21 protein-coding genes are annotated in these 21,621 nt (G+C 62.8%); 18 read left to right on the top strand and 3 right to left on the bottom strand.

Features of this window, described 5'->3' with window-relative positions; all coding sequences use genetic code 11:
- Positions 1 to 2 precede the first annotated feature (2 nt).
- Positions 3 to 818 (bottom strand): oxidoreductase, encoded by an 816-nt coding sequence (locus tag Q8L25_RS22110; protein WP_308921448.1) that lies wholly within the window; start codon positions 816 to 818, stop codon positions 3 to 5.
- A 104-nt stretch (positions 819 to 922) separates the two neighbouring features.
- Between Q8L25_RS22110 and Q8L25_RS22105 the strand changes: the two genes are divergently transcribed.
- From Q8L25_RS22105 to Q8L25_RS22080, 6 genes are all read left to right on the top strand, one after another.
- Positions 923 to 1,363 (top strand): helix-turn-helix domain-containing protein, encoded by a 441-nt coding sequence (locus tag Q8L25_RS22105; protein ID WP_308921447.1) that lies wholly within the window; start codon positions 923 to 925, stop codon positions 1,361 to 1,363.
- Between the two features lie 120 nt (positions 1,364 to 1,483).
- Complete coding sequence (locus Q8L25_RS22100) at positions 1,484 to 1,894, top strand: hemerythrin domain-containing protein (RefSeq protein ID WP_308921446.1); 411 nt, start codon at positions 1,484 to 1,486, stop codon at positions 1,892 to 1,894.
- A gap of 39 nt (positions 1,895 to 1,933) precedes the next feature.
- Complete coding sequence (gene hmpA / locus Q8L25_RS22095; protein WP_308921445.1) at positions 1,934 to 3,115, top strand: NO-inducible flavohemoprotein; 1,182 nt, start codon at positions 1,934 to 1,936, stop codon at positions 3,113 to 3,115.
- A gap of 107 nt (positions 3,116 to 3,222) precedes the next feature.
- Positions 3,223 to 3,531 (top strand): DUF485 domain-containing protein, encoded by a 309-nt coding sequence (locus tag Q8L25_RS22090; RefSeq protein WP_308921444.1) that lies wholly within the window; start codon positions 3,223 to 3,225, stop codon positions 3,529 to 3,531.
- On the top strand, positions 3,528 to 5,201 hold the full coding sequence (locus Q8L25_RS22085; protein WP_308921443.1) for a cation acetate symporter: 1,674 nt from the start codon (positions 3,528 to 3,530) through the stop codon (positions 5,199 to 5,201). The genes Q8L25_RS22090 and Q8L25_RS22085 overlap by 4 nt, the downstream gene beginning before the upstream one ends.
- Before the next feature lie 139 nt (positions 5,202 to 5,340).
- Positions 5,341 to 7,797 carry an ATP-binding protein gene (locus Q8L25_RS22080; protein WP_308921442.1) on the top strand — a complete coding sequence of 819 codons (2,457 nt, stop codon included), beginning with the start codon at positions 5,341 to 5,343 and terminating at the stop codon, positions 7,795 to 7,797.
- Positions 7,798 to 7,808: 11 nt separating this feature from the next.
- Here the strand turns inward: Q8L25_RS22080 and Q8L25_RS22075 are convergent, their stop codons facing one another.
- Positions 7,809 to 8,255 (bottom strand): Rrf2 family transcriptional regulator, encoded by a 447-nt coding sequence (locus Q8L25_RS22075; RefSeq protein WP_308921441.1) that lies wholly within the window; start codon positions 8,253 to 8,255, stop codon positions 7,809 to 7,811.
- Positions 8,256 to 8,587: 332 nt separating this feature from the next.
- On the opposite strand from Q8L25_RS22075, the gene ppc reads away from it, so the two are divergent.
- From ppc to Q8L25_RS22025, 10 genes are all read left to right on the top strand, one after another.
- Positions 8,588 to 11,341: a phosphoenolpyruvate carboxylase gene (gene ppc / locus Q8L25_RS22070; protein ID WP_308921440.1), complete on the top strand. Its 2,754-nt coding sequence runs from the start codon at positions 8,588 to 8,590 to the stop codon at positions 11,339 to 11,341.
- A gap of 77 nt (positions 11,342 to 11,418) precedes the next feature.
- Positions 11,419 to 12,879: a pyruvate kinase gene (gene pyk, locus Q8L25_RS22065; protein ID WP_308921439.1), complete on the top strand. Its 1,461-nt coding sequence runs from the start codon at positions 11,419 to 11,421 to the stop codon at positions 12,877 to 12,879.
- Positions 12,880 to 12,917: 38 nt separating this feature from the next.
- On the top strand, positions 12,918 to 13,412 hold the full coding sequence (locus Q8L25_RS22060) for a hypothetical protein (RefSeq protein ID WP_308921438.1): 495 nt from the start codon (positions 12,918 to 12,920) through the stop codon (positions 13,410 to 13,412).
- A gap of 13 nt (positions 13,413 to 13,425) precedes the next feature.
- The gene (locus tag Q8L25_RS22055; protein WP_308921437.1) at positions 13,426 to 13,728 is read left to right on the top strand and encodes a hypothetical protein; all 303 of its coding nucleotides are present in this window, start codon (positions 13,426 to 13,428) and stop codon (positions 13,726 to 13,728) included.
- Positions 13,729 to 13,885: 157 nt separating this feature from the next.
- A complete protein-coding gene (locus Q8L25_RS22050) occupies positions 13,886 to 14,062 on the top strand; it encodes a hypothetical protein (protein WP_308921436.1) in 177 nt (58 codons plus the stop codon).
- A complete protein-coding gene (locus tag Q8L25_RS22045) occupies positions 14,059 to 14,628 on the top strand; it encodes a hypothetical protein (protein ID WP_308921435.1) in 570 nt (189 codons plus the stop codon). Before Q8L25_RS22050 ends, Q8L25_RS22045 begins: the two co-directional genes overlap by 4 nt.
- Positions 14,625 to 14,942 carry a hypothetical protein gene (locus Q8L25_RS22040; RefSeq protein ID WP_308921434.1) on the top strand — a complete coding sequence of 106 codons (318 nt, stop codon included), beginning with the start codon at positions 14,625 to 14,627 and terminating at the stop codon, positions 14,940 to 14,942. The genes Q8L25_RS22045 and Q8L25_RS22040 overlap by 4 nt, the downstream gene beginning before the upstream one ends.
- A gap of 131 nt (positions 14,943 to 15,073) precedes the next feature.
- Positions 15,074 to 15,646, top strand: coding sequence for a 2Fe-2S iron-sulfur cluster-binding protein (locus Q8L25_RS22035; protein WP_308921433.1), 573 nt, complete (start codon positions 15,074 to 15,076; stop codon positions 15,644 to 15,646).
- Positions 15,643 to 16,677: a xanthine dehydrogenase family protein subunit M gene (locus Q8L25_RS22030; protein ID WP_308921432.1), complete on the top strand. Its 1,035-nt coding sequence runs from the start codon at positions 15,643 to 15,645 to the stop codon at positions 16,675 to 16,677. Before Q8L25_RS22035 ends, Q8L25_RS22030 begins: the two co-directional genes overlap by 4 nt.
- On the top strand, positions 16,674 to 18,968 hold the full coding sequence (locus Q8L25_RS22025; protein ID WP_308921431.1) for a xanthine dehydrogenase family protein molybdopterin-binding subunit: 2,295 nt from the start codon (positions 16,674 to 16,676) through the stop codon (positions 18,966 to 18,968). Before Q8L25_RS22030 ends, Q8L25_RS22025 begins: the two co-directional genes overlap by 4 nt.
- Before the next feature lie 45 nt (positions 18,969 to 19,013).
- Here the strand turns inward: Q8L25_RS22025 and Q8L25_RS22020 are convergent, their stop codons facing one another.
- Positions 19,014 to 19,781 (bottom strand): GAF domain-containing protein, encoded by a 768-nt coding sequence (locus tag Q8L25_RS22020; RefSeq protein ID WP_308921430.1) that lies wholly within the window; start codon positions 19,779 to 19,781, stop codon positions 19,014 to 19,016.
- Between Q8L25_RS22020 and Q8L25_RS22015 the strand changes: the two genes are divergently transcribed.
- Together Q8L25_RS22015 and Q8L25_RS22010 are read left to right on the top strand one after the other, a co-directional pair.
- On the top strand, positions 19,775 to 19,975 hold the full coding sequence (locus Q8L25_RS22015; RefSeq protein WP_308921429.1) for a hypothetical protein: 201 nt from the start codon (positions 19,775 to 19,777) through the stop codon (positions 19,973 to 19,975). The genes Q8L25_RS22020 and Q8L25_RS22015 overlap by 7 nt on opposite strands.
- A 7-nt stretch (positions 19,976 to 19,982) precedes the next feature.
- A complete protein-coding gene (locus Q8L25_RS22010) occupies positions 19,983 to 21,608 on the top strand; it encodes a methyl-accepting chemotaxis protein (protein WP_308921428.1) in 1,626 nt (541 codons plus the stop codon).
- The last annotated feature ends 13 nt before the right edge of the window (positions 21,609 to 21,621 follow it).

Here is a 21,621-nt window from a genome sequence, read left to right as displayed (position 1 = left end):
CTTCAGCCCTCCAGCCGCAGGTCTTTGCGTACGCCCGCGTCGAGCACGCTGGCTGGCGCGAAACGGCGCAGCAGCCGCATGCGATTGGCCAGGCCCGGCGTGTAGCGCAGTTGCGGCTTCTTCGCGCCGGCCGCCTTAACGACGATTTTGGCCACCACCTCGGGGCCATCGGCGCCGACCAGCACCAGCTTGACGCGCTGCGCGACTTTGTCGCAGATGGCGCGGTAGGCGGCCAGCGGTGCGTCGGGCGCCATCAGGTTGGCGTCGAACGGCGTATTGATATAGGCAGGTTCCACCACCGAGACGCGCACGCCCATCGTGCGCAGTTCATGGTCGAGCGCTTCCGAATAGCCGGCCACCGCATGCTTGCTGGCCGAGTACAGCGCCATGTAGGGCATCGGCAAAAAGCCCAGCACCGAGCCGATATTGATGATATGGCCGCTGCCTTGCGCGCGCATGTGCGGCGCCACGGCGCGCGTCATGCGCACCAGTCCGAAAAAATTGGTGTCGAAGATGGCGCGCGCCTGCTCCAGCGAGCTTTCCTCGGCGGCGGCCGGCGCCACGCCGAAACCGGCGTTATTGACCAACAGGTCGATGCGGCCGGCGCGCCGCATCACGTCGTTGACCAGCGCTGCGACCGAGTCGTCGCTGGTGACGTCGAGCGCCAGCATCTCGACGTTTGGATCGGCCTGTGTCGCCGCGCGGCGGCTGGTGCCGAAGACGCGATAGCCGGCCTGGGCCAGGTGCTGCGCGGTGGCCTGGCCGATGCCGGACGAGGCGCCGGTAACGAGCGCCACGCGCTGGGTTGCTGGATGCATGAAGGACTCCTGGTGGTGATGGTTGGTGCGATGAATGGCTTCGTGTTACTATCTTTTTAATACGAATATTACTATCATTTTGAAAGTAAAAGTAAACGCTAGCCATGAATACTGAAAATAATTCCGCCAAGGGGGCGTGTCCCATCGCCCGCAGCCTGGCCGTGTTTGGCGATGCCTGGAGCCTCTTGATCCTGCGCGACGCGCATGCCGGCCTGACCCGCTTCGACCAGTTCCGCAAGAGCCTGCGCATCGTGCCGACCATGCTGACGCGCCGCCTGGCCAGCCTGACGCAGGAGGGGCTGCTGGAAAAGCACCGCTACTCCGAAACGACGCGCGAAGAGTACTTGCTGACCGAGGCCGGGCGCGACTTGCTGCCGGTGCTGTTCATGCTGGGCGAGTGGGGCCGGCGGCATCGCTGCGAAGGCCAGCTGTCGCGTATCTTCGATGCCGGGACCGGGACGGAAGTCAGGCCGGTGGTGATCGATGAAGTGACGGGCCAGCGCATCGGCACGCGTCCGCTGCGCCTGGAGGTTCCCAAAGTGTAAAAGGGCAGGGCGCAAGGCGCTCGGTTCGCCTGCGGTTTTAAACATGTATATGATTTGCATGTTTATGCGAAAAGCGCTACACTGGCATCACTCGACTTGAAAAGAACAAAGAGAACAACCATGAATATCGACAAATTCAAACATGAACACGTGGCCATCCTGTCGGCCATCGATCAGTTGCGCGGGCTGGCGCGCAGCGGCGTGGCGCTGCAATCGCAGGCGATCGCCGAACAGATCGTCGCCATGAGCGGCTTGATCAAGTTGCACCTGGCCGTCGAGCAGCGCTTCCTGTATCCGGCCGTGCAGGCGTGCGGCGTGGCCAGGGTGGCGCGCCTGGGCCACCAGTATGAAACCGAAATGCAGGGCATCGCCGGCGACTACCTGGCCTTTGCCGGCCGCTGGAATACGGCGGTGCGCCTGGCGCAGGAACCGGAAGCGTTCCGCAGCGAGGCCAACCTGGTGCTGCACGCCCTGTACCAGCGCATGCGGCGCGAAGACACGGAGCTGTATCCGGCTGTCGAAGCCATCTGATTTTCCACATCCCCTTACCAATTTCCACAGGAGTCCTGCATGCTGACCCAGCCACAACGCGACATCGTCACCGCCACCGTCCCCATCCTCGAACAGGGCGGCGAAGCGCTGACCCGGCACTTCTACAAGGGCCTGTTCCGCGATTATCCGGAAGTGCTGCCGTACTTTAACCAGGCGCACCAGCACAGCGGCGAGCAGCAGCGCGCGCTGGCCAATGGCGTGCTGGCCTATGCGCGCCATATCGACAAGCTCGACGCGCTGGGCGGCCTGGTGGCCACCATCATCAACAAGCACGTGGCGCTGCAGATCCGCGCCGAACACTATCCGCTGGTGGGCGCCAGCCTGCTGAAAGCGATCCGCGAAGTGCTGGGCGAGGAGGTCGCCACCGATGCCGTGATCGAGGCCTGGGGCGCGGCCTACGGCCAGCTGGCCGATATCTTGGCCGGCGAAGAAGGCCGCATCTATAAAGAACAGGCCAGTGCGCCGGGCGGCTGGAGCGGCGCGCGCGATTTCAAGGTCGTCAGCAAGGTGGAAGAGAGCGAAGAGATCACCTCGTTCCTGATGGCGCCGGTGGACGGCAAGCCGGTGCTGGCCTTTGCGCCGGGCCAGTATATCGGCGTGGTGGTCAGCGTCGACGGCGTGCCGATGCGGCGCCAGTACTCGCTGTCGGCCGCCAGCAATGGCGAGACGTACCGCATCAGCGTCAAGCGCGAGCCGGGCGGCAAGGTATCGAATTATTTTCATGACCAGGTACAGGCGGGTGGCACGGTGCAGCTGACGCCGCCGTCGGGCGAGTTCGTGCTCGCCGAGTCCAGCAAGCCCCTGGTCCTGATCAGCGGCGGCGTGGGCATCACGCCGACCCTGGCCATGCTGGCGCAGGCGCTGCGCGGCACGCGCCCGGTGCACTTCATCCATGCGGCGCGCCACCACGGCGTGCATGCGTTTCGCGCGCAGATCGACGCGCTGGCCGCGCAGCATCCGCAACTGAAGCGCTTTTACTGCTACGCCGAGCATGGCGGCGCGGAGCATGCGCCGGACGCGATCGGTTTGCTGGGCCAGGCGCAGCTGGAGCAATGGCTGCCGCAGTCGCGCGATGTCGACGCCTATTTCCTGGGGCCGCTACCGTTCATGCGCGCCGTGAAAGGCTATCTGCGCGCGCTGGGCGTACCGGAAAGCCAGACCCACCATGAATTCTTCGGCCCCGCGTCGGCCCTGAACTGAAAATATTGAAAATCTGCCCGCCGTAAGGGGCGGGTAAGCCTCGCCCTTTATTGTGAAGCCAAGCTCGAAACAAAAGAGCATGGTTTCATATAAATGGAGGCAACAAAATGCAAGACGATCTGGTTCAAAAAATCAAGGGCGACCCCAACTACCATCAGCTGGTCAAGGTCCGCTCGCGCTTCGGCTGGGCCCTGACCGGCCTGATGCTGCTGGTGTACTACGGCTACATCCTGCTGATCGCGTTCAACAAGGAATTTCTCGCCTCGAAAACGGGTGAGGGCGTGATGACCTGGGGCATGCCGGTCGGCCTGTTCGTGATCGTCTTCACGGTGCTGGTGACCGGCATCTATGTGCGCCGCGCCAACAAGCAGTTCGACGACCTCACGGCCGCCATCGCCAAGCGGGTGCAAGCATGAGCGCCGCCAGCCAATTTCGGCGCGGCCTGGCCGCATTGACCCTGTTGACCGGCAGCGGCAGCGTGCTGGCCGCCGGCGCCGACCTGGGCCAGGCAGTGCAGCAACCGACCAACTGGACCGCGATCATCATGTTCGCCGTGTTCGTGATCTTTACGCTGTTCGTCACCAAGTGGGCGGCCGCCAAGACCAAGTCGGCCTCCGACTTCTATACGGCCGGCGGCGGCATCACCGGCTTCCAGAACGGCCTGGCGATCGCCGGCGACTATATGTCGGCCGCGTCCTTCCTCGGCATTTCGGCCGCCGTGTTCCTGAACGGCTACGATGGTCTGATCTACGCCATCGGCTTCCTGGTCGGCTGGCCCATCATCACCTTCCTGATGGCCGAACGCCTGCGCAACCTGGGCCGCTACACCTTTGCCGACGTCGCGGCATATCGCTTCAAACAGGCGCCGATCCGCATCTTTTCCGCTTCCGGCACCTTGGTGGTGGTGGCGTTTTACCTGATCGCGCAGATGGTCGGCGCGGGCCAGCTGATCAAGTTGCTGTTCGGTCTGGAATACTGGATCGCCGTGGTGCTGGTCGGTACATTGATGATGATCTACGTGCTGTTCGGCGGCATGACGGCCACCACCTGGGTGCAGATCATCAAGGCGGTGATGCTGCTGGGCGGCGCCAGCTTCATGGCGATCGCCGTGCTGGCGCAGTTCAACTTCAGCCCCGAAGCGCTGTTCGCCAAGTCGGTCGACGTGCACGCCACCAAGGAAGCCATCATGGGTCCCGGCAGCTTTATCAAGGACCCAATCTCGGCGATCTCGTTCGGCATGGCGCTGATGTTCGGCACGGCCGGCCTGCCGCACATCCTGATGCGTTTCTTCACGGTACCGAGCGCCAAGGAAGCGCGCAAATCCGTGTTCTGGGCCACCACCTGGATCGCCTATTTCTACATCCTCACCTTTATCATCGGTTTTGGCGCCATCGTGCTGGTCAGCACCAATCCGGAATTCAAGGACGCGGCCGGCAAACTGCTGGGCGGTAACAACATGGCGGCGGTGCACCTGGCCAAGGCGGTCGGCGGCAATGTGTTCCTGGGCTTTATGTCGGCCGTGGCCTTCGCCACCATCCTGGCGGTGGTTGCCGGCTTGACCCTGTCGGGCGCCTCGGCGGTGTCGCATGACCTGTACGCCACCGTCATCAAGAAGGGCAAGGCCACCGGCGCGAATGAACTGAAAGTGTCGCGCGTGACCACCATCGTGCTGGGCATTATCGCCGTGGTGCTGGGCATCGCCTTTGAGAAGCAGAACATCGCCTTCATGGTCTCGCTGGCCTTCGCGATCGCCGCTTCGGCCAACTTCCCGGTGCTGTTCATGTCGGTGCTGTGGAAAGACTGCACCACGCGCGGCGCCACCATCGGCGGTTTCCTCGGCTTGACCACGGCGGTTGGCCTGACGGTGGTGTCGAAATCGGTGTGGGTCGACGTGATGGGCCATCCGGAAGCGCTGTTCCCTTACGCTTCGCCCGCGCTGTTCTCGATGACGGCCGGCTTTGTCGGCATCTGGCTGTTCTCGGTGCTCGACAAGAGCCCGCGCGCACGCATCGACCGCGCCGGCTACGAAGCGCAGCAAATGCGTTCGGAAACGGGCATCGGCGCCGCCGGCGCCAGCGCGCATTGATGTAACAGGCATGGCGTGAAGCAAGGGCCGGTGCGCAGTCCAGCGCACCGGCCCTTTTTTCTGCACGCCAAATAAACACCCGATGCGGCGGCAATCGTGGCATAGTCCCCGGTTACGCCTGACTGGAGCCTGAAGTTGTATGGATACGCCCCCGACCTTTCCCTGTGACGCCGCCCAGGGAGGTCCCCAGGCTTTCGAGCCGTTTTTGCAGGCCATGCCCATGCCCTGTGTGGTGATGACGCCACAGATGGTCATCATTTCCGCCAATCCCGCCTATTTGCGGCTGGCCGGACGCAGCGCGGCCGATATCCTGGGCCGCAATATCTTCGATGCCTTTCCCAGCAACCCCCACGATCCGCATGCCGATGGCGCGGCCAACCTGCGTGCATCGCTGCTGCGCGTGTGCGCCACCGGGCGCGCCGACAAGATGGAACTGCAGCGCTACGATGTCGCCACGCAGGAACATGGCGGCGATTTCCAGACCCGCTACTGGAAGATCCAGAACACGCCCGTGCCGGGTGCCGATGGCGCCGTGGCCTACCTGCTGCATATGGTCGAGGAGCTGACGGATTTCTACCTGCCGCGCAAAAACACCTTGCGCGATGTGCTGGCCAACCTGGCCGACGCGCTGCGCGACCTGAAGAGCGAGAGCGAGATCGGCCATGCGGCGTCGGCCATCCTGGGCGAGGCGCTCGGTACCAGCCGGGTCGGCTACGGCACCATCGATCATGCCAGCGATACGCTCGGCGTCGTGCGCGACTGGTGTGCGCCCGGCGTCGGGACCCTGGCCGGCACCACCGAGCTGCGCAGCTATGGCTCGTTCATCGATGACCTCAAGCGCGATCGTTTCATCGCGATTGCCAATGTCGACCACGATCCGCGCACGGCGCCGGCGGCGGCCATGCTGCGCGCGCGCGATGCGGCCGCCTTTGTCAATGTGCCCGTGGTGGAGGATGGCGTGCTGGTGGCCGTGCTGTTCGTCAACGACGCGCGCGAACGGCACTGGACGGCCGAAGAACTGGTGCTGGTCAAGGAGGTGGCGGCGCGCATCCGTATCGCGGCCGAGCGTGCGCGCGGCGCGGCGGCACTGAGCCAGAGCGAAGCGAAGTTTCGCATCATCACCGACGCCATGCCGCAGATGGTGTGGTCGACCTTGCCGGACGGCTACCACGATTACTACAACGAGCAATGGTACCGCTACACGGGCGTGGCGCCGGGGGCGACCAACGGCACCGGCTGGAACGATATCTTCCATCCCGACGACCGCGCGCGCGCCTGGGACGCCTGGCACGATAGCCTGGCCAGCGGCAAGGTGTATGAAATCCAGTACCGCTTGCGCCACCACAGCGGCGTCTACCGCTGGGTGCTGGGCAGGGCCTTGCCGATCCGCGACCAGGCTGGTGGCATCACGCGCTGGATGGGCACCTGCACCGATATCGACGACCAGAAACGGGCCGAGGACGAGTTGCGCCGCCTGGGCGTGCGCAAGGACGAATTTCTGGCGATGCTGGCGCACGAGCTGCGCAATCCGCTGGCGCCGATCAGCAGCGCGGCGCAGTTGCTGATGCTGGGCGGCAGCGACCCGCAGCGCGTGCAGAAATCGGCCGGCGTGATCCAGCGCCAGGTGCGCCACCTGACCAACCTGGTCGATGATTTGCTGGACGTGTCGCGCGTGACGCGCGGCCTGGTGCAGCTGGACCGGCGCGTGCTCGACCTGCGCGAGGTGCTGCATGGCGCCATCGAACAGGTGCGTCCGGCGATCGAGGCGCGCCATCACCAGCTGGCGCTGGCCTTGCCGCCGGCGCCGCTGCCGGTGCATGGCGACCGGACCCGGCTGGTGCAGGTGGTGGCCAACCTGCTGGCCAATGCCGCCAAATATACGGCGCCCGGCGGCCATCTCGGCCTGTCCCTGCAGCTTGAAAACGGACAGGCCTGCATCACTGTCAGCGACGACGGCATCGGCATGTCGGCCGATTTGCTGCCACATGTGTTCGAGCTGTTCGTGCAAGCCGAGCGCACGCCGGACCGCGCCCAGGGCGGCCTGGGGCTGGGCCTGGCGCTGGTGCAGCGGATTGCCCAATTACACGGCGGCAGCGCGCGGGCGCGTAGCGGCGGTCTGGGCCAGGGCAGTACCCTGACCGTCTGCCTGCCGCTCTCCAGCGCGGCGGCGCACGACAGCGTGCCGGTGCAGGCAGGCGCGGCGGACACCTTGCCGCCGGCTGGTGCAAGCTTGCCGACACTGTTGCTGCTGGACGACCACGTCGATGGCGCGCAGATGCTGGGCGCCTTGCTGCGCGCGCGCGGCTTCGAGGTGACCATCGTCCATGACGGCGCCAGCGTGCTGCGCCTGGCGGCCGCGCGCCATTTCGACGTGTATATCCTCGATATTGGTTTGCCCGGCATGGATGGCTATGAGCTGGCGCGGCGCCTGCGCGCCAGCGCCGATACCGCCCGGGCGCGGCTGCTGGCGCTGACCGGCTACGGCAAGGCGGAAGACCGCCAGCGCGCGCTGGACGCCGGTTTTGATCATCATCTGGTCAAGCCGGTGGATTTGCCGGCGCTGCTTGCGCTGCTGGTCAGCCCGCCGCAGTCCTGAACCGGCCGGTTTCAGTTCGCCAGTTTCAGGGGAATCACGCCCGCCAGCGCGGCCGGCGCCGGCGCCAGGATGGTCGCCAGGGTCACCTGGTCCAGCACGGCCAGGAAAGCCCCCGTGGCCTGGCCCAGCGCGGACTTCAGCTTGCAGTCGGGTGTCAGCGGGCAGGTATTGTTTTCCTTGTTGAAACACTCGGCCATAAAGAAATCGCTTTCCGTTTCCCTCACCACGGTACCGATATTGATCTCGTACGGCTCGCGCGCCAGGCGCAGCCCGCCGTTGCGGCCCCGCACGGTTTCCACGATGCCCGACAGGCCCAGTTGATGCACCACCTTCATCAGATGGTTTTTTGAAATCAGGTGCAGGTCGGCGATATCCTGGATGGTGACCAGCCGGTCGCGGTTGGCGCCCAGGTACATCAGGGTGCGCAGGGTGTAGTCGGTGTAGGCGGTCAGTCGCATGGCAAGTTGAGGTTGTAAAGATGTGGAATACATCCTTGTTTCTGGCGCCAGCATACAGCAAAAGAACGTCGTTTTCATGGCGTGCGGATGAAAAGCAGATTGCATTTCGGCTAAATGCGTAGTAAATTTTCATATTGTTGGAGCAAGAACCCACGAACAAGCAGGCAGCAAGCCCTGTAACACCCTTTTTGCATGCAAAAAGGGCGCATAATGAAGGAGATGCCAGGGCATTGAAGTAAATTTACTACAAATTGAAGAATGTGTTTTCCTTGACGGAGATGCATATGCGCAATCAGTGCGGTCCGCTTGCGGCTGCCCCGGGAATGACTACCATGCAAATGAATGAAGTAAAAGACGAACTGCTCAGCAGTGATATCCGCCAGCTGGGCCGCCTGCTGGGCGACGCCATCCGCAGCCAGCTGGGCGATGCCGCCTTCGACGGCATCGAAAACGTGCGCCAGCTGGCGATCCGTTTTCGCCGCGACAATGACGAAGCGGCGCGCGCGCAACTGTCCGACGCGCTGGAAAGCATGTCGCAGGAAGAAACCACGCAACTGATCCGCGCCTTCAGCTACTTCTCGCTGCTGGCCAATATTGCCGAAGACCAGCACCATATCCGCCGCACGCGCGCCCACCTGATCGCCGGCTCGCCGCCGCGCCAGGGCAGCTTGCGCCATGCCGTCGGCAATGTGTTTGATGCCGGCAAGGCCGATGCGCTGGAAACGTTTTTCGACGACGCGTTTGTCAGCCCCGTTTTCACGGCGCACCCGACGGAAGTACAGCGCAAGAGCATCCAGAATTGCCAGTTGGCCATCGCGCGCCTGCTGAACGAACGCGACCGCGTGCAGATGACGCCCGAGGAAGCCGAGCAGAACGAGGAAGCGCTGGGGCGCGGTATCGTCACCCTGTGGCAGACGCGCTTGCTGCGCACCACCAAGCTGTCGGTGATGGACGAGGTGGAAAACGGCCTGTCGTTCTACGACCATACGATCTTGCGCGAACTGCCACAGCTGTATTCTTCGCTGGAAACCATGCTGGCCCAGCGCGATGCGCGCTGGGAAGACGTCGAATTGCCCAACTTTATGAAGGTGGGCAGCTGGATCGGTGGCGACCGCGACGGCAACCCGTTCGTCACGGCCGATATCCTGCGCAGCACCTTGCAGCAGCAGGCCGGCAAGGTCTTCGGTTTCTACCTGGAAGAACTGCGCAAACTGGCCTCGCAATTGTCGCTGGCGCAAAAACTCAATGGCTGCAGCCTTGATCTGGCCGACCTGGCCGAACGCTCGGCCGATGCTTCGCCGCACCATGCCGACGAACCCTACCGCCGCGCCCTGCACGGCGTGGTGGCGCGCGTGGAAGCGGCGCGTTTTGTTCTTTGCGGCAAGGGCAAGCAGCCTGATGGCGTGCAGCCGTACGCCTCGGCCGGCGAACTGCTGGCCGACCTGGACGTGGTGCATCACTCGCTGGTGGCCAACGGCCTGCGCGCGCTGGCCCGTGGCCGCTTGCGCCAGCTGCGCCGCGCCGTCAAGGTGTTCGGCTTTTCGCTGGCGCCGCTGGATCTGCGCCAGAATTCCGACGTGCACGAGCGCGTGGTGGGCGAACTGTTTGCCGGCGTGCAGCCTGGCCTGGCCTACCTCGAGCTGGACGAAGAAGCGCGTATCGCCTTGCTGCTGAAGGAACTGGCTTCGCCGCGCCTGCTGATGTCGCCGTATGCGCAGTATTCGGAAGAAACCACGGGCGAGCTCGACATCTTCCGCGCCGTACGCGAGGCGCATGCGAAATATGGCCGCGAGTCGGTGCCGAACTGCATTATCTCGAAGGCGGCCAGCGTGTCGGACCTGCTGGAAGTGGCGCTGCTGCTGAAAGAAGTGGGCCTGCTGCGCCAGGACAAGCTGGAAGTGGACGTCAATATCATCCCGCTGTTCGAAACCATAGCCGACTTGCGCGCCGGCCCGGCCATCATGGCGCGCGCGTTTGGCCTGCCGTTCTACGGCGGCCTGCTGGCCTCGCGTGGCCGCCAGCAGGAAGTCATGCTGGGCTATTCGGACAGCAACAAGGACGGCGGTTTCCTGACCTCGGGCTGGGAACTGTACAAGGCGGAGATCGAACTGGTCAACGTGTTCAAGGAGCACCAGGTCAAACTGCGCTTGTTCCATGGCCGCGGCGGTTCGGTCGGCCGTGGTGGCGGCCCCAGCTATGAAGCCATCCTGGCCCAGCCGGCCGGCGCCGTGCAAGGCCAGATCCGCCTGACGGAGCAGGGCGAAGTCATTACCGCCAAGTATGCGAATCCGGAAGTGGGGCGCCGCAACCTGGAAGTGCTGGTCGCTGCCACCATCCAATCGACGCTGCTGCCGCAAGAACAGCTGCAACCTAGCGCCTCGGCCGGCGCCGGCCACCTGGCCGCGATGGAAGAAATCTCGGGCACGGCCTTGAATGCCTACCGCGAGCTGGTCTACGGCACCGAAGGCTTCGAGCAGTATTTCTGGGAGTCGACCGTGATCGCGGAAATCGCCGCGTTGAATATCGGCAGCCGCCCGGCCTCGCGCAAGAAATCGACCTCGATCGAAGACCTGCGCGCGATTCCCTGGGTCTTGAGCTGGGCGCAATGCCGTTTGATGCTGCCGGGCTGGTTCGGTTTCGGTTCGGCCGTGCAAGCGTATGTCAAGGCGCATCCGGACACGGGCGCCGAACTGCTGCGCGGCATGTACCAGGACTGGCCATTCTTTACCTCCCTGCTGTCGAACATGGATATGGTGCTGGCCAAGAGCGATATCGCGATTGCCGGCAAGTATGCCGAGCTGGTCAAGGACGAAGCCTTGCGCACGGCCATTTTCACGCGCATCCGCGCCGAATATGCGGCCACGCTGGACGCCCTGAAACTGATCACGGGCCAGGAAGAGTTGCAGCAAGCCAACCCGCTGCTGCAGCGTTCGATCCGCCACCGCTTCCCGTATATCGACCCGCTCAACCACGTGCAGGTGGAATTGCTGAAACGCTTCCGCGAAGGCAAGCAGGACGCGGCGGCACGTACGGGCATCCATTTGTCGATCAATGGCATTGCGGCGGGCTTGCGCAACAGCGGTTAAGTATTCTCTCCCCAACAGTGTAATCGGCCAGCCCACAAGGCTGGCCGTCGCATGACCTTTTATAGAAAGCACCCATCATGACTCTGCAAACCCAGCAACGCGCGACCAAGATCGTCGCCACCATCGGCCCCGCCTCCAACGACATCGACACCCTGGTGCGCATGTTCAAGGCCGGCGTCGACGTGGTGCGGCTGAATTTTTCGCACGGCAAGGCGCAGGACCATATCGACCGCGCGCGCATGGTGCGCGAAGCGGCGACCCTGTGCGGCCGCGAAGTGGCCATCATGGCCGACTTGCAAGGTCCGAAAATTCGCGTCGGCAAGTTTGAAGAAGGCAAGATTTTCCTGGAAAACGGCGCCAAGTTCGTACTGGACTCGAAATGGGGCGAAAACGGCGAACTGGGCAACCAGGAACGCTGCGGTCTGGACTACAAGGAACTGCCGCGCGACCTGCGCGCCGCCGACGTGCTGCTGTTGAATGACGGCCTGATCGTGCTGACGGTCGACAAGGTCATCGGCAGCGAAATCCACACCACCGTGAAAATCGGCGGCGAACTGTCGAACAACAAGGGCATCAACCGCCAGGGCGGCGGGCTCTCCGCACCGGCACTGACGGCAAAAGACATGGAAGACGTCAAGACCGCCATGAGCTTCCAGGCCGACTACGTGGCCGTATCGTTCCCGAAAAACGCCACCGACATGGTGATGGCGCGCCAGCTGGCCAATATCGCCGGCGAAGCATGGGACCACAAGCCGATGATGATCGCCAAGATCGAGCGCGCCGAAGCGATTCCCGCGCTGCAGGAAATCCTCGACGCCTCCGACGGCATCATGGTCGCGCGTGGCGACCTGGCCGTGGAAGTGGGCAATGCGGCCGTGCCGGCCCTGCAAAAGCGCATGATCAAGATGGCGCGCGTGTCCAATAAACTGGCCATTACCGCCACGCAGATGATGGAATCGATGATCGTCAACGCCGTGCCGACCCGCGCCGAAGTATCCGACGTGGCCAACGCCGTGCTGGACGGCACCGACGCCGTGATGACCTCGGCCGAGACCGCGTCGGGCCGCTATCCGATCGAAACCGTCGAAGCGATGGCCGCCATCTGCCTGGACGCGGAAAAATGGGACACCGTCAAGCTCGATGCCGATTTCCTGAACGCCACCTTTACCCGCATCGACCAGTCGATCGCCTATGGCGCCCTGTTCACCGCCTACCACCTGCGCGTGAAAGCCATCGCCACCCTGACGGAGTCGGGCTCGACCGCCTTGTGGATGAGCCGCTGCAATATCGATATCCCCATCGTGGCGCTGACCCCCAGCGTGGCCACGCAACGCAAGCTGGCGCTGTACCGCAACGTCAGCACGGTGAGCCTGGCATCGGGCACCGACCGCGACAAGGTCCTGAAGCAGGCGGAAGACCTGCTGGTCGAGCACAAGGTGGTGTCGAAAGGCGACACCGTGGTCGTGACCTGGGGCGAGCCGATGGGCAAGGTGGGCGGCACCAACTCGCTGAAGATCACCAAGATCGGCCAGCATTAAGCTGAACAAGCCAGGCCCGCCTTCCACTGGAAGCGGGCTTGGGCCATGCTACTATCGAGGCCGGCAAGCAGCAACAGCTTGAACCTTCATCCCGGGAGTGGCATATGGCAATGTGGCATCGATTATTGGCATCAAGCTTGGGCGCCGTGGCGCTGGCTGGCCCGGCGAGTGCCGCACCGGACAGTGCACCCGTCTGGGCTATGGCCACCTCGCTCGCGGGCTTGCCGGCGGAAGTGAGTTCCTATCTGATCGAAAACACCGGCCTTGCCGACCAGGGCGGCGCATACAATAACGGCTGCGTCGTCAATCCCTCTATGCCGTCCACGCGCTTTGTGATTGCGGCCGTCAGCGATGGTGTCACCATCGTGGCGATCGAGCACGGCGGCCGTGGCCATGGCATCAATACCTGGGCATTTCGCCAGGAAAATAATCAGTGGAAACCGATGGAGCGGGGCCATGTCGCGTATAACGTGACCTTGATGACCGCCAAAATACTGGTCGAGCAGCACCAGAAATCAACGCATCGCCTGTAACCGAAGGCGATGCTTGCCCGACGCTGATAGCTTAAAATTAATCCAATCTGCTCCGATGCCTGAACCATCCGAATCACAACCGCTCAGTCACAGCGAACTGGACATCAGTCCCGGCGAGCTGGCGACGCGCTATGCTTGCGGCGGCATGCTCGGCATTGTTATTGCGGTACTGGTCATCCTGTTTTTTGCCATTAACTCGGTCGCCTTGTGTATTGCCATTGCCGTGATTGCGGTTGTCGGTTGCGGCTTTCTGGCCGGCTACCATGGCGACCGTTTTTGGATCGGATTCGGCAAGGTTGTGCGATGGCTGATGTAGGTGCGATAGCTGAAAACAGGATTTTCAACCTTAAGAATGGCTGAAAATTCCTCTGCTGGCGGCGAACCATGGCGCCGAAACGTCATTCTGCATTGTGTCATCAAGCTATCCATGTCAGGATGGCTTTTATCCCGATAACCTGATTGAGGAGTGCGCCATGACTGCCTATATTCCCGCCCTGATCTGGACCATGTCCGCTTTTGCCTGCCTCTTCATTGCCAAGCGCCGCAACTTGAAAACCACGACTTCCATGGCCGCCGTGGTGACCTTGCTGGGGCCGCTCGCGATTCCCCTGGTGCTAGCCCTCAAGCCCGTGAAACGGAATGATGGATGACCGATAGCGAACAACACGTGGCCGACAGCATCAGGCAGTGGGTCTGGTCCGGGTTTTATACGCACAGTGATATCGAGCAGATGATGGACGATATCGTGGACGACGATTGCGATGTCGGCGAGTTGAAATCGCTGATCGGACCCCGCCTGCGCGAGAAACAGCGTGCCGAACGCGCCTGGTCGGCGGTGACCGATTGCGACCGGCTCGACAAAGTTTTTTATGGCCTGCATGAGCAGGGAATCTGCGCGCTGGCCAATGCTGGCTACACCATGTCCGATGGCTATTCCGACGTGGCCGAGGCGGTGGCGGACGCGCCCGAGGGGCACTACACAGGGTTTTGTTTCTATCATGGCCAGGATGTCGAGCGCGCCGTCGAGGGCCATGGCGTGATGCTGGCTTTTGGCGACCTTGCCGATGACGAGGCGCGCAGCGTGCGGGTGGGGCAAGTCATTGTGGAGGCGCTGCGCCAGGCCGGCTTTGCTGTCGACTGGGATGGTTCGACGCAGACGCGCATCAATCTGCCGGCGTTTGACTGGAAGAGAAGGGCGGCGGCACAAGCACCATGATTTTTGACATCGTTGCGGATATCACGTTTCTCGAACACGTGGCCGAGCCCAAGGTGAAAGGGGTGAAGAGCGGTTATGCGCCGCACCACAAGTTTGCGCATATTGACTGGCTGGCCAGCGGATGCCATGACTATCAGGATGACGAGTGGCATTTTCCCGGCGAAACCATCGAGGCCGGCATCCGCCTGGTGAGCTGGGAGCTGTTGCGTGACTCCTTGCGGCTGGGCATGGAGTTCGAGGTACGCGAGTTGCACAAATTGGTCGGCATGGGAAAGGTGAAGCAGGTCCGTGGCAGTCAAGGCCACGACTATTGAGAGTCGGGCCGCAGCAAAGCCCGAGCGTATCCATCACGCTCAATTTCCCATATGTGCGAGACCGCATATAACATCCGTCGCTACAATCTTAATATTCAGGCATTCCCACGATCTATCTGGAAGGGTTTGCCATGGATACCCGTTTGCCCGCAACACCAATTTCTCCCGCACAGGCCGCGCCGCCGGTGCCGCTGTACCCGCTAAAGCTGAATGTCAATGGCCGGCAGCATCAGCTGCATGTCGAAGCCTGGGTCAGCCTGCTCGACCTGCTGCGCGACCGCCTGGCCCTGACCGGCACCAAGAAGGGCTGTGACCACGGCCAGTGCGGCGCCTGTACGGTGCTGGTCGATGGCAAGCGCATCAATTCATGCCTGACCCTGGCGCTGATGCAGGAAGGTCGCAGCATCACCACCGTCGAAGGCATGGCGGAAGGTGCCGGGCTGCATCCGCTGCAGCAGGCATTCATTGCGCACGACGCTTTTCAATGCGGCTACTGCACCCCGGGCCAGCTGTGTTCCGGCATGGGGCTGATCGCCGAAGGGCAGGCCACGACGCGCGCCCAGGTGCGCGAACTGATGAGCGGCAATATCTGCCGCTGCGGCGCCTATCCGCAGATTGTCGCGGCGCTGGCTGACGTGATGCAACTGCCCGCGGAAACCCAGGACGGCCAGGCCAGCGCGCCGGTCGGCATGGTGCCCGCATGAATCCGCTCTCGTTCGTGGTGCCGTTCGACCAGGCCGCCGCATTGACGCAGATCCGTGCCGAAGGGGCGCGCTTTATCGCCGGCGGCACCAACCTGGTCGACCTGATGAAAGAGCGCGTGATGCTGCCGCAGCGTCTGGTCGATATCAACCGGCTGGCGCTGGACGCCATCGAGGCCGATGACGATGGTGGCTTGCGGCTGGGCGCGCTGGCGCGCAATGCGGCCACCGCCTATCATCCGCTGGTGCTGGAACGCACGCCGCTATTGAGCGCGGCCATCCTGGCCGGCGCCTCGCCGCAGATCCGCAATATGGCCAGCAATGGCGGCAACCTGCTGCAGCGCACGCGCTGCCATTATTTCTACGACGTTGGCGTGCCGTGCAACAAGCGCGAACCTGGCAGCGGCTGCCCGGCCATCGGCGGCATTTCGCGCCAGCACGCCATTCTCGGCGCCAGCGATTCCTGCATCGCGACGCACCCGTCCGACATGTGCGTGGCGCTGCGCGCGCTCGACGCCGTGGTGCATGTGGCGTCCGGCAATGGCGAGCGGGCGATTCCTTTCGGCGAGTTTCACCGCCTGCCCGGCGACCAGCCGCAGATCGACACCACGCTGGCGCCGGACGAACTGATTACCCATATCGCGCTGCCGGCGGCGCCGCAGTTTGCGGCGCACTCGGTCTACCTGAAGCTGCGCGAGCGCGCTTCGTATGCGTTTGCGCTGGTGTCGGTGGCGGCCATGCTCGATATCGGCGACGACGGACAGATACGCGAAGGCCGGGTGGCCCTGGGGGGCGTGGCGCACAAGCCCTGGCGCGTGGAGGAGGCCGAAGCGCTGCTGCGCGGCGCGCCCGATCCCGTCCGCTTCGGCGCCTTTGCCGACCGCCTGCTGGATGGGGCGCAGGGGCAGGGCGGCAACGATTTCAAGATCGTCATGGCGCGGCGCGCCATCGTGCGCGCGCTGAACATGGCGGTGGCCGGCACGCAGGACAATACGGGCCATGGCGGCACGGTGATGACAAGGGGAGCGGCATGAGTGGCCCAACGACAGAACTGATCCCGGAACTGCGCACGCCGGTGGCGGACGCGGGTACCGGCTACGTGAAAACCGGCACGGCGGTATCGCGCGTGGACGGGCGCGACAAGGTGACGGGCGCGGCGCGCTATGCGGCCGAATTCCAGGCCGACGACTTGCTGCACGGCGTGGTGGTCAACAGCACCATCACCAAAGGACGCATCATCTCCTTCGACACCAGCGCGGCGCTGGCGCAGCCCGGCGTGGTCGAGGTGATCACCTACCTGAACCGGCCGAAAATGCGCAGTTTCGACCTGTTCTACAAGGACATGACGGCCCCCGGCGGTGCGCCGTTCCGGCCCCTGTACGACGAGCAGGTTGTCAGCAATGGCCAGCCGGTGGCGCTGGTGGTGGCCGATACCTTCGAGGCGGCACGCCATGCGGCGGCGCTGGTGACAGTCCGTTATGCGGAAGAACCGCATGAAACAGGGCTGCTCAATTATCTGTCGCGGCCGCACAAGCCGAAGGGGCTGAAAGCCGGCTACACGCCACCGCCCGATGAAAAGGGCCACGCGGAGCAGGCCTGGCAGGATGCCGACTGCAAGATCGATGCCGAATATTACAGCGGGGTGGAGCACCACAACCCGATGGAGCTGTTTGCGTCGACCGTACTGCGCGCCGCCGACGGCCATCTGACCATCTACGACAAGACGCAAAGCTCGCAGAACAGCCGCTGGTATGTGTCGCGCGTGTTCGGCTTGTCGAAATCCGAAGTCACGGTGCGCAACCCCTATGTGGGCGGGGCGTTTGGCGCCGGTTTGCGGCCCCAGTACCAGCTGCCGCTGGTGGTGATGGCCGCCTTGAAACTGCAGCGTTCGGTGAGGGTGGTGATGACGCGCCAGCAGATGTTTACCTTCGGCCACCGGCCCGAAACCTGGCAGCGCGTCAAACTGGCGGCCAGCCGCGACGGCGTGCTGCAGGCCATCGCGCACGACGCCACGGCCGAAACCTCGCGCTTCGAGGACTATGTGGAAGCGGTGGTGAACTGGTCGGGCCAGCTGTACGCCTGCGAGAATATCCGCCTCGGCTATCAATTGGTCGACCTGGACCAGTTCAGTCCGATGGACATGCGCGCGCCCGGCGCGGCCCACGGCGTGCATGCGCTGGAAGTGGCGATGGATGAATTGTCGTACCAGGTGGGCATGGACCCGCTGGCCTTCCGGCTGAAGAATTATGCCGAGTCCAATCCCGTCGACGACCTGCCGTATTCGACCAAGGAGCTGCGCGCCTGTTACGCGCAGGGCGCCGAGCGCTTCGGCTGGAGCCGGCGTCCGCTGGCGCCGCGCAGCCGCAAGGAAGGCACGGAGTGGGTGGGCTGGGGCATGGCGACCGGCATCTGGGACGCGATGCAGATGTTTGCCCGCGCCAGCGCGGTGCTGCATGCGGACGGGCGGCTGGTGGTCAGCAGCGCGGCCACCGATATCGGCACCGGCACGTACACCGTGATGGCCACCATCGCTGCCGAGGAAATGGGCCTGCCGCTGGAACACGTGGCCTTCCAGCTCGGCGACTCCACCTTGCCGGTGGCGCCGATCGAAGGCGGTTCCTCGCATGTGGCCACGGTCGGTTCGGCGGTGCAGGGTGCCTGTGAAAAACTCAAAAAGACGCTGTTCAAGCTGGCCAGGCAGTTGCCCGATTCGCCATTTCCGAAAGCGCGCTTTGCCGACGTGGAGTTTGTCGAGGGGCGCGTGCGGCTGCGCCGCGAACAGGAAACGGGTATCGCGCTGACAGCCTTGCTGCCTGCGGCCGAGATGGCGAAGGTCGAGGAAAAATATTTGCTGCTGCCGAACATGCTGCAACAGCGCAAATACACGCGCGCCGTGCATTCGGCCGTGTTCTGCGAAGTACGGGTGGACGAGGAGTTCGGCACGGTGCGGGTCACGCGCGTGGTCAGCGCGGTGGCGGCCGGGCGCATCATCAATACCAAGACGGCCGCCAGCCAGGTCAGCGGCGCCGTGGTGTGGGGCATCAGCCAGGCGCTGCACGAAGAAACCCAGATGGACCATGCGCTGGGCCGCTTCATGAACCACAGCCTGGGCGAATACCATGTGGCGGTGAACGCCGATATCCACGATATCGACGTCATCTTCGTGCAGGAGGACGACCGCATCGTCAGCCGCCTGGGGGCCAAGGGCGTGGGCGAGATCGGCATTGTCGGCGTGGCCGCCGCCATCTCGAATGCCATCTACCATGCGACGGGCAAGCGGGTGCGCAGCACGCCGATGACGCCGGACAAGGTCATGCAAGACTGATCTTGTGGCCGCGCTGCGCGCTGTTGGCGCAGCCGGCCGCATCTTTTATCTGCCGCGCTGTATTTCCTCGGAAACGATGGTGGCAAGCTCGGTCAGGGCCCAGGTCTGTTCGTGGCTCATCTGCCGCGGCTTGCGGTCCAGCACGCATAAGCTGCCCAGGCGGCACGCGTTCCGATCCAACAAGGGAACGCCGGCATAGAAACGTATCGCTTCCTGGCCCGTCACCAGGGGATTGTCTGCAAAGCGCGGGTCTAGTGTCGCATCCTCGACGATCATGATTTTGCTCTCGAGGATGGTGTAATTGCAAAATGCCCATGATCTTGGCGTCTCGGTGATGCTCAGCCCCACACGTGCCTTGAACCACTGGCGATCCTCATCCAGCAGCGAAATGAGCGAGATGGGCATGTCGGTCAGTAGCGCCGCGACACGCACGATGCGATCGTAGTTGATGTGTGCCGGCGTGTCGAACAAGCCTGTTGCGCGCGTGGCGCGCAGCCGCGCGCTTTCGTCGGTCACATCGGGCAGCCCGCCTTTGGCAGGCGCATGCATGTTTTTTGGCGCAGGCAGGTTTTTGTCAGGCAAGCCAACACCGTCGGGATGCAAAACGTCAAGGATAGAGGCCAGCGGAATGCGGCGATGTCCGCCAGGCGTTTTCCACGACTCCAATTTCCCCAATTCTACCCATTTTTGCACGGTGCTCACCGCCACACCCAGCAAATCGGCTGCCTTGCTGGTGGTGACAATTTCAGGGTCCGCATCCCGTTCTGTTTTTGCTCGCATCTTTATCTTTCTTTCAATCTCATCGTATGTCAACTAACGATGCCTCCCTGCCAGCGAATGATTTTAGCAAATTTCGTTTGCCTCAGGAAATATTTGATGCCATAATCGGCAAAAAATTTGACGATGTCGTCAATTTCGTCAAATTGATCAATTTAATGAGTGGCATTTTCCTGTCGGATGCGCGCTCCTGGCTGGCTCGCGCACTGAGCCGTAAACAAACTTCGTGACTTCTTTATGAAAAACTTCAGCATTAAAAATCTTATCGTATCCGTCATCGGCTTGCTGGCCGTGGTTACCATCGCTATTGGACTGCTTGGTCACTATGTAGCGAAGCGCTCGGTCGACATGCTGGAACAGACCTCGCTCAAATATACGCAGCAACAGCTGACATTTGCCAGTCTGATTTATCGCATGGAGACAAATCGCAGCCAGATCCTGCAAGCGCTGCAACACAACCCGAGCAGTAAATATGCGGTCATGCACGATCATCCGCTGGACAACCATTTCAAGAATATTGCTGACAATACGAAACAACTGCAGAAAGAACGCGAGGCCTTGCTCACGTCTTTGGTACGCCAGACAACCAAAGATGCTGTGAATCACTGGCTGAGCGAAAGCCGGGATTTAGGCCAGGCGCTGATTGCCGACGCCTCGCGCGCGATTGCCGCGAATGACTGGGATCGGGCGCAGGAAATACTGATACGCGATATCAATCCCACGTATCTGAAAGGGCATAAAGCCTATCAGCAATTACAAAGCGACATCTCGCAACGCAATGCGCAGCAAAACGAAGCGCTGCACGCTGAGCTTGATGCGGTCAACCGGATGGTGCTGGGGGCGATCGTCCTTGCTGTCTTGCTGGCCGGTATCGCAACGGTGTATCTGGTACGCGCTATCACCAGACCGCTCGAGGCGGCAGTCGTCGTCGCCCGCCGCGTCGCGGGTGGCGATTTGAGCGTGCAGGTGGAAGTCACCTCAAATAATGAATTTGGCCAGTTGCTTGGCGCGCTACGCGACATGACAGGCAGCCTGACGGGGATCGTGCGTGAAGTCAGGACCGAGAGCGATGTCATCGCCACGGCATCGAGCCAGATTGCTTCAGGCAATATGGATCTGTCGTTGCGGACCGAACAGCAAGCAAGTTCGATCGAAGAAACTGCGGCGTCGGTCGAGGAGTTGACCGTCACGGTGCGCCAGAATGCCGACAATGCCCGCCAGGCCAGCGAGCTGGCGGCAACCGCATCGCAGGTGGCGCTACGTGGTGGCGCGGTGGTGGCCAATGTGGTCGTGACGATGGACGACATCAAGGACTCGGCGCGCAAGATCGTCGATATTATTGCCGTCATCGACAGCATCGCTTTCCAGACCAATATCCTGGCCCTGAATGCAGCGGTCGAGGCGGCGCGCGCCGGCGAGCAGGGGCGCGGATTTGCCGTAGTTGCCACCGAAGTGCGCAATCTTGCCCATCGCTCGGCCGGCGCAGCCAAGGAAATCAAGGAACTGATCACCAATTCGGTGGGCAAAGTCGATAATGGCAGCCGTCTTGTCCATCAGGCCGGGACCACCATGGACGAAATCGTCCAGAGCGTAAAGCGGGTGACCGGGATCATGGGCGAGATCAGCATTGCCAGTGCCGAACAGAGTTCAGGTATCGAGCAGATTCATCAGGCCATCAGCCAGATGGACCAGGCCACGCAACAAAATGCGGCGTTGGTCGAGGAGGCCGCCAGTGCCGCCTATTCTTTGCAAGACAGCGCAAACAGCCTGGCGACAAGAGTCAGCATTTTCAAGCTCGATCCTGTGGCAGTCGCCCCTGAGATGGTGCCACTGCGCTTGCGGCTCGCTTCCATGTCAGCGTGAACCAGGGCCTTGT

Origin of the sequence: Janthinobacterium sp. J1-1, assembly GCF_030944405.1 — a bacterium.
Lineage (GTDB): Bacteria > Pseudomonadota > Gammaproteobacteria > Burkholderiales > Burkholderiaceae_D > Janthinobacterium.
This window is presented reverse-complemented; position numbering and strand designations above follow the sequence as displayed.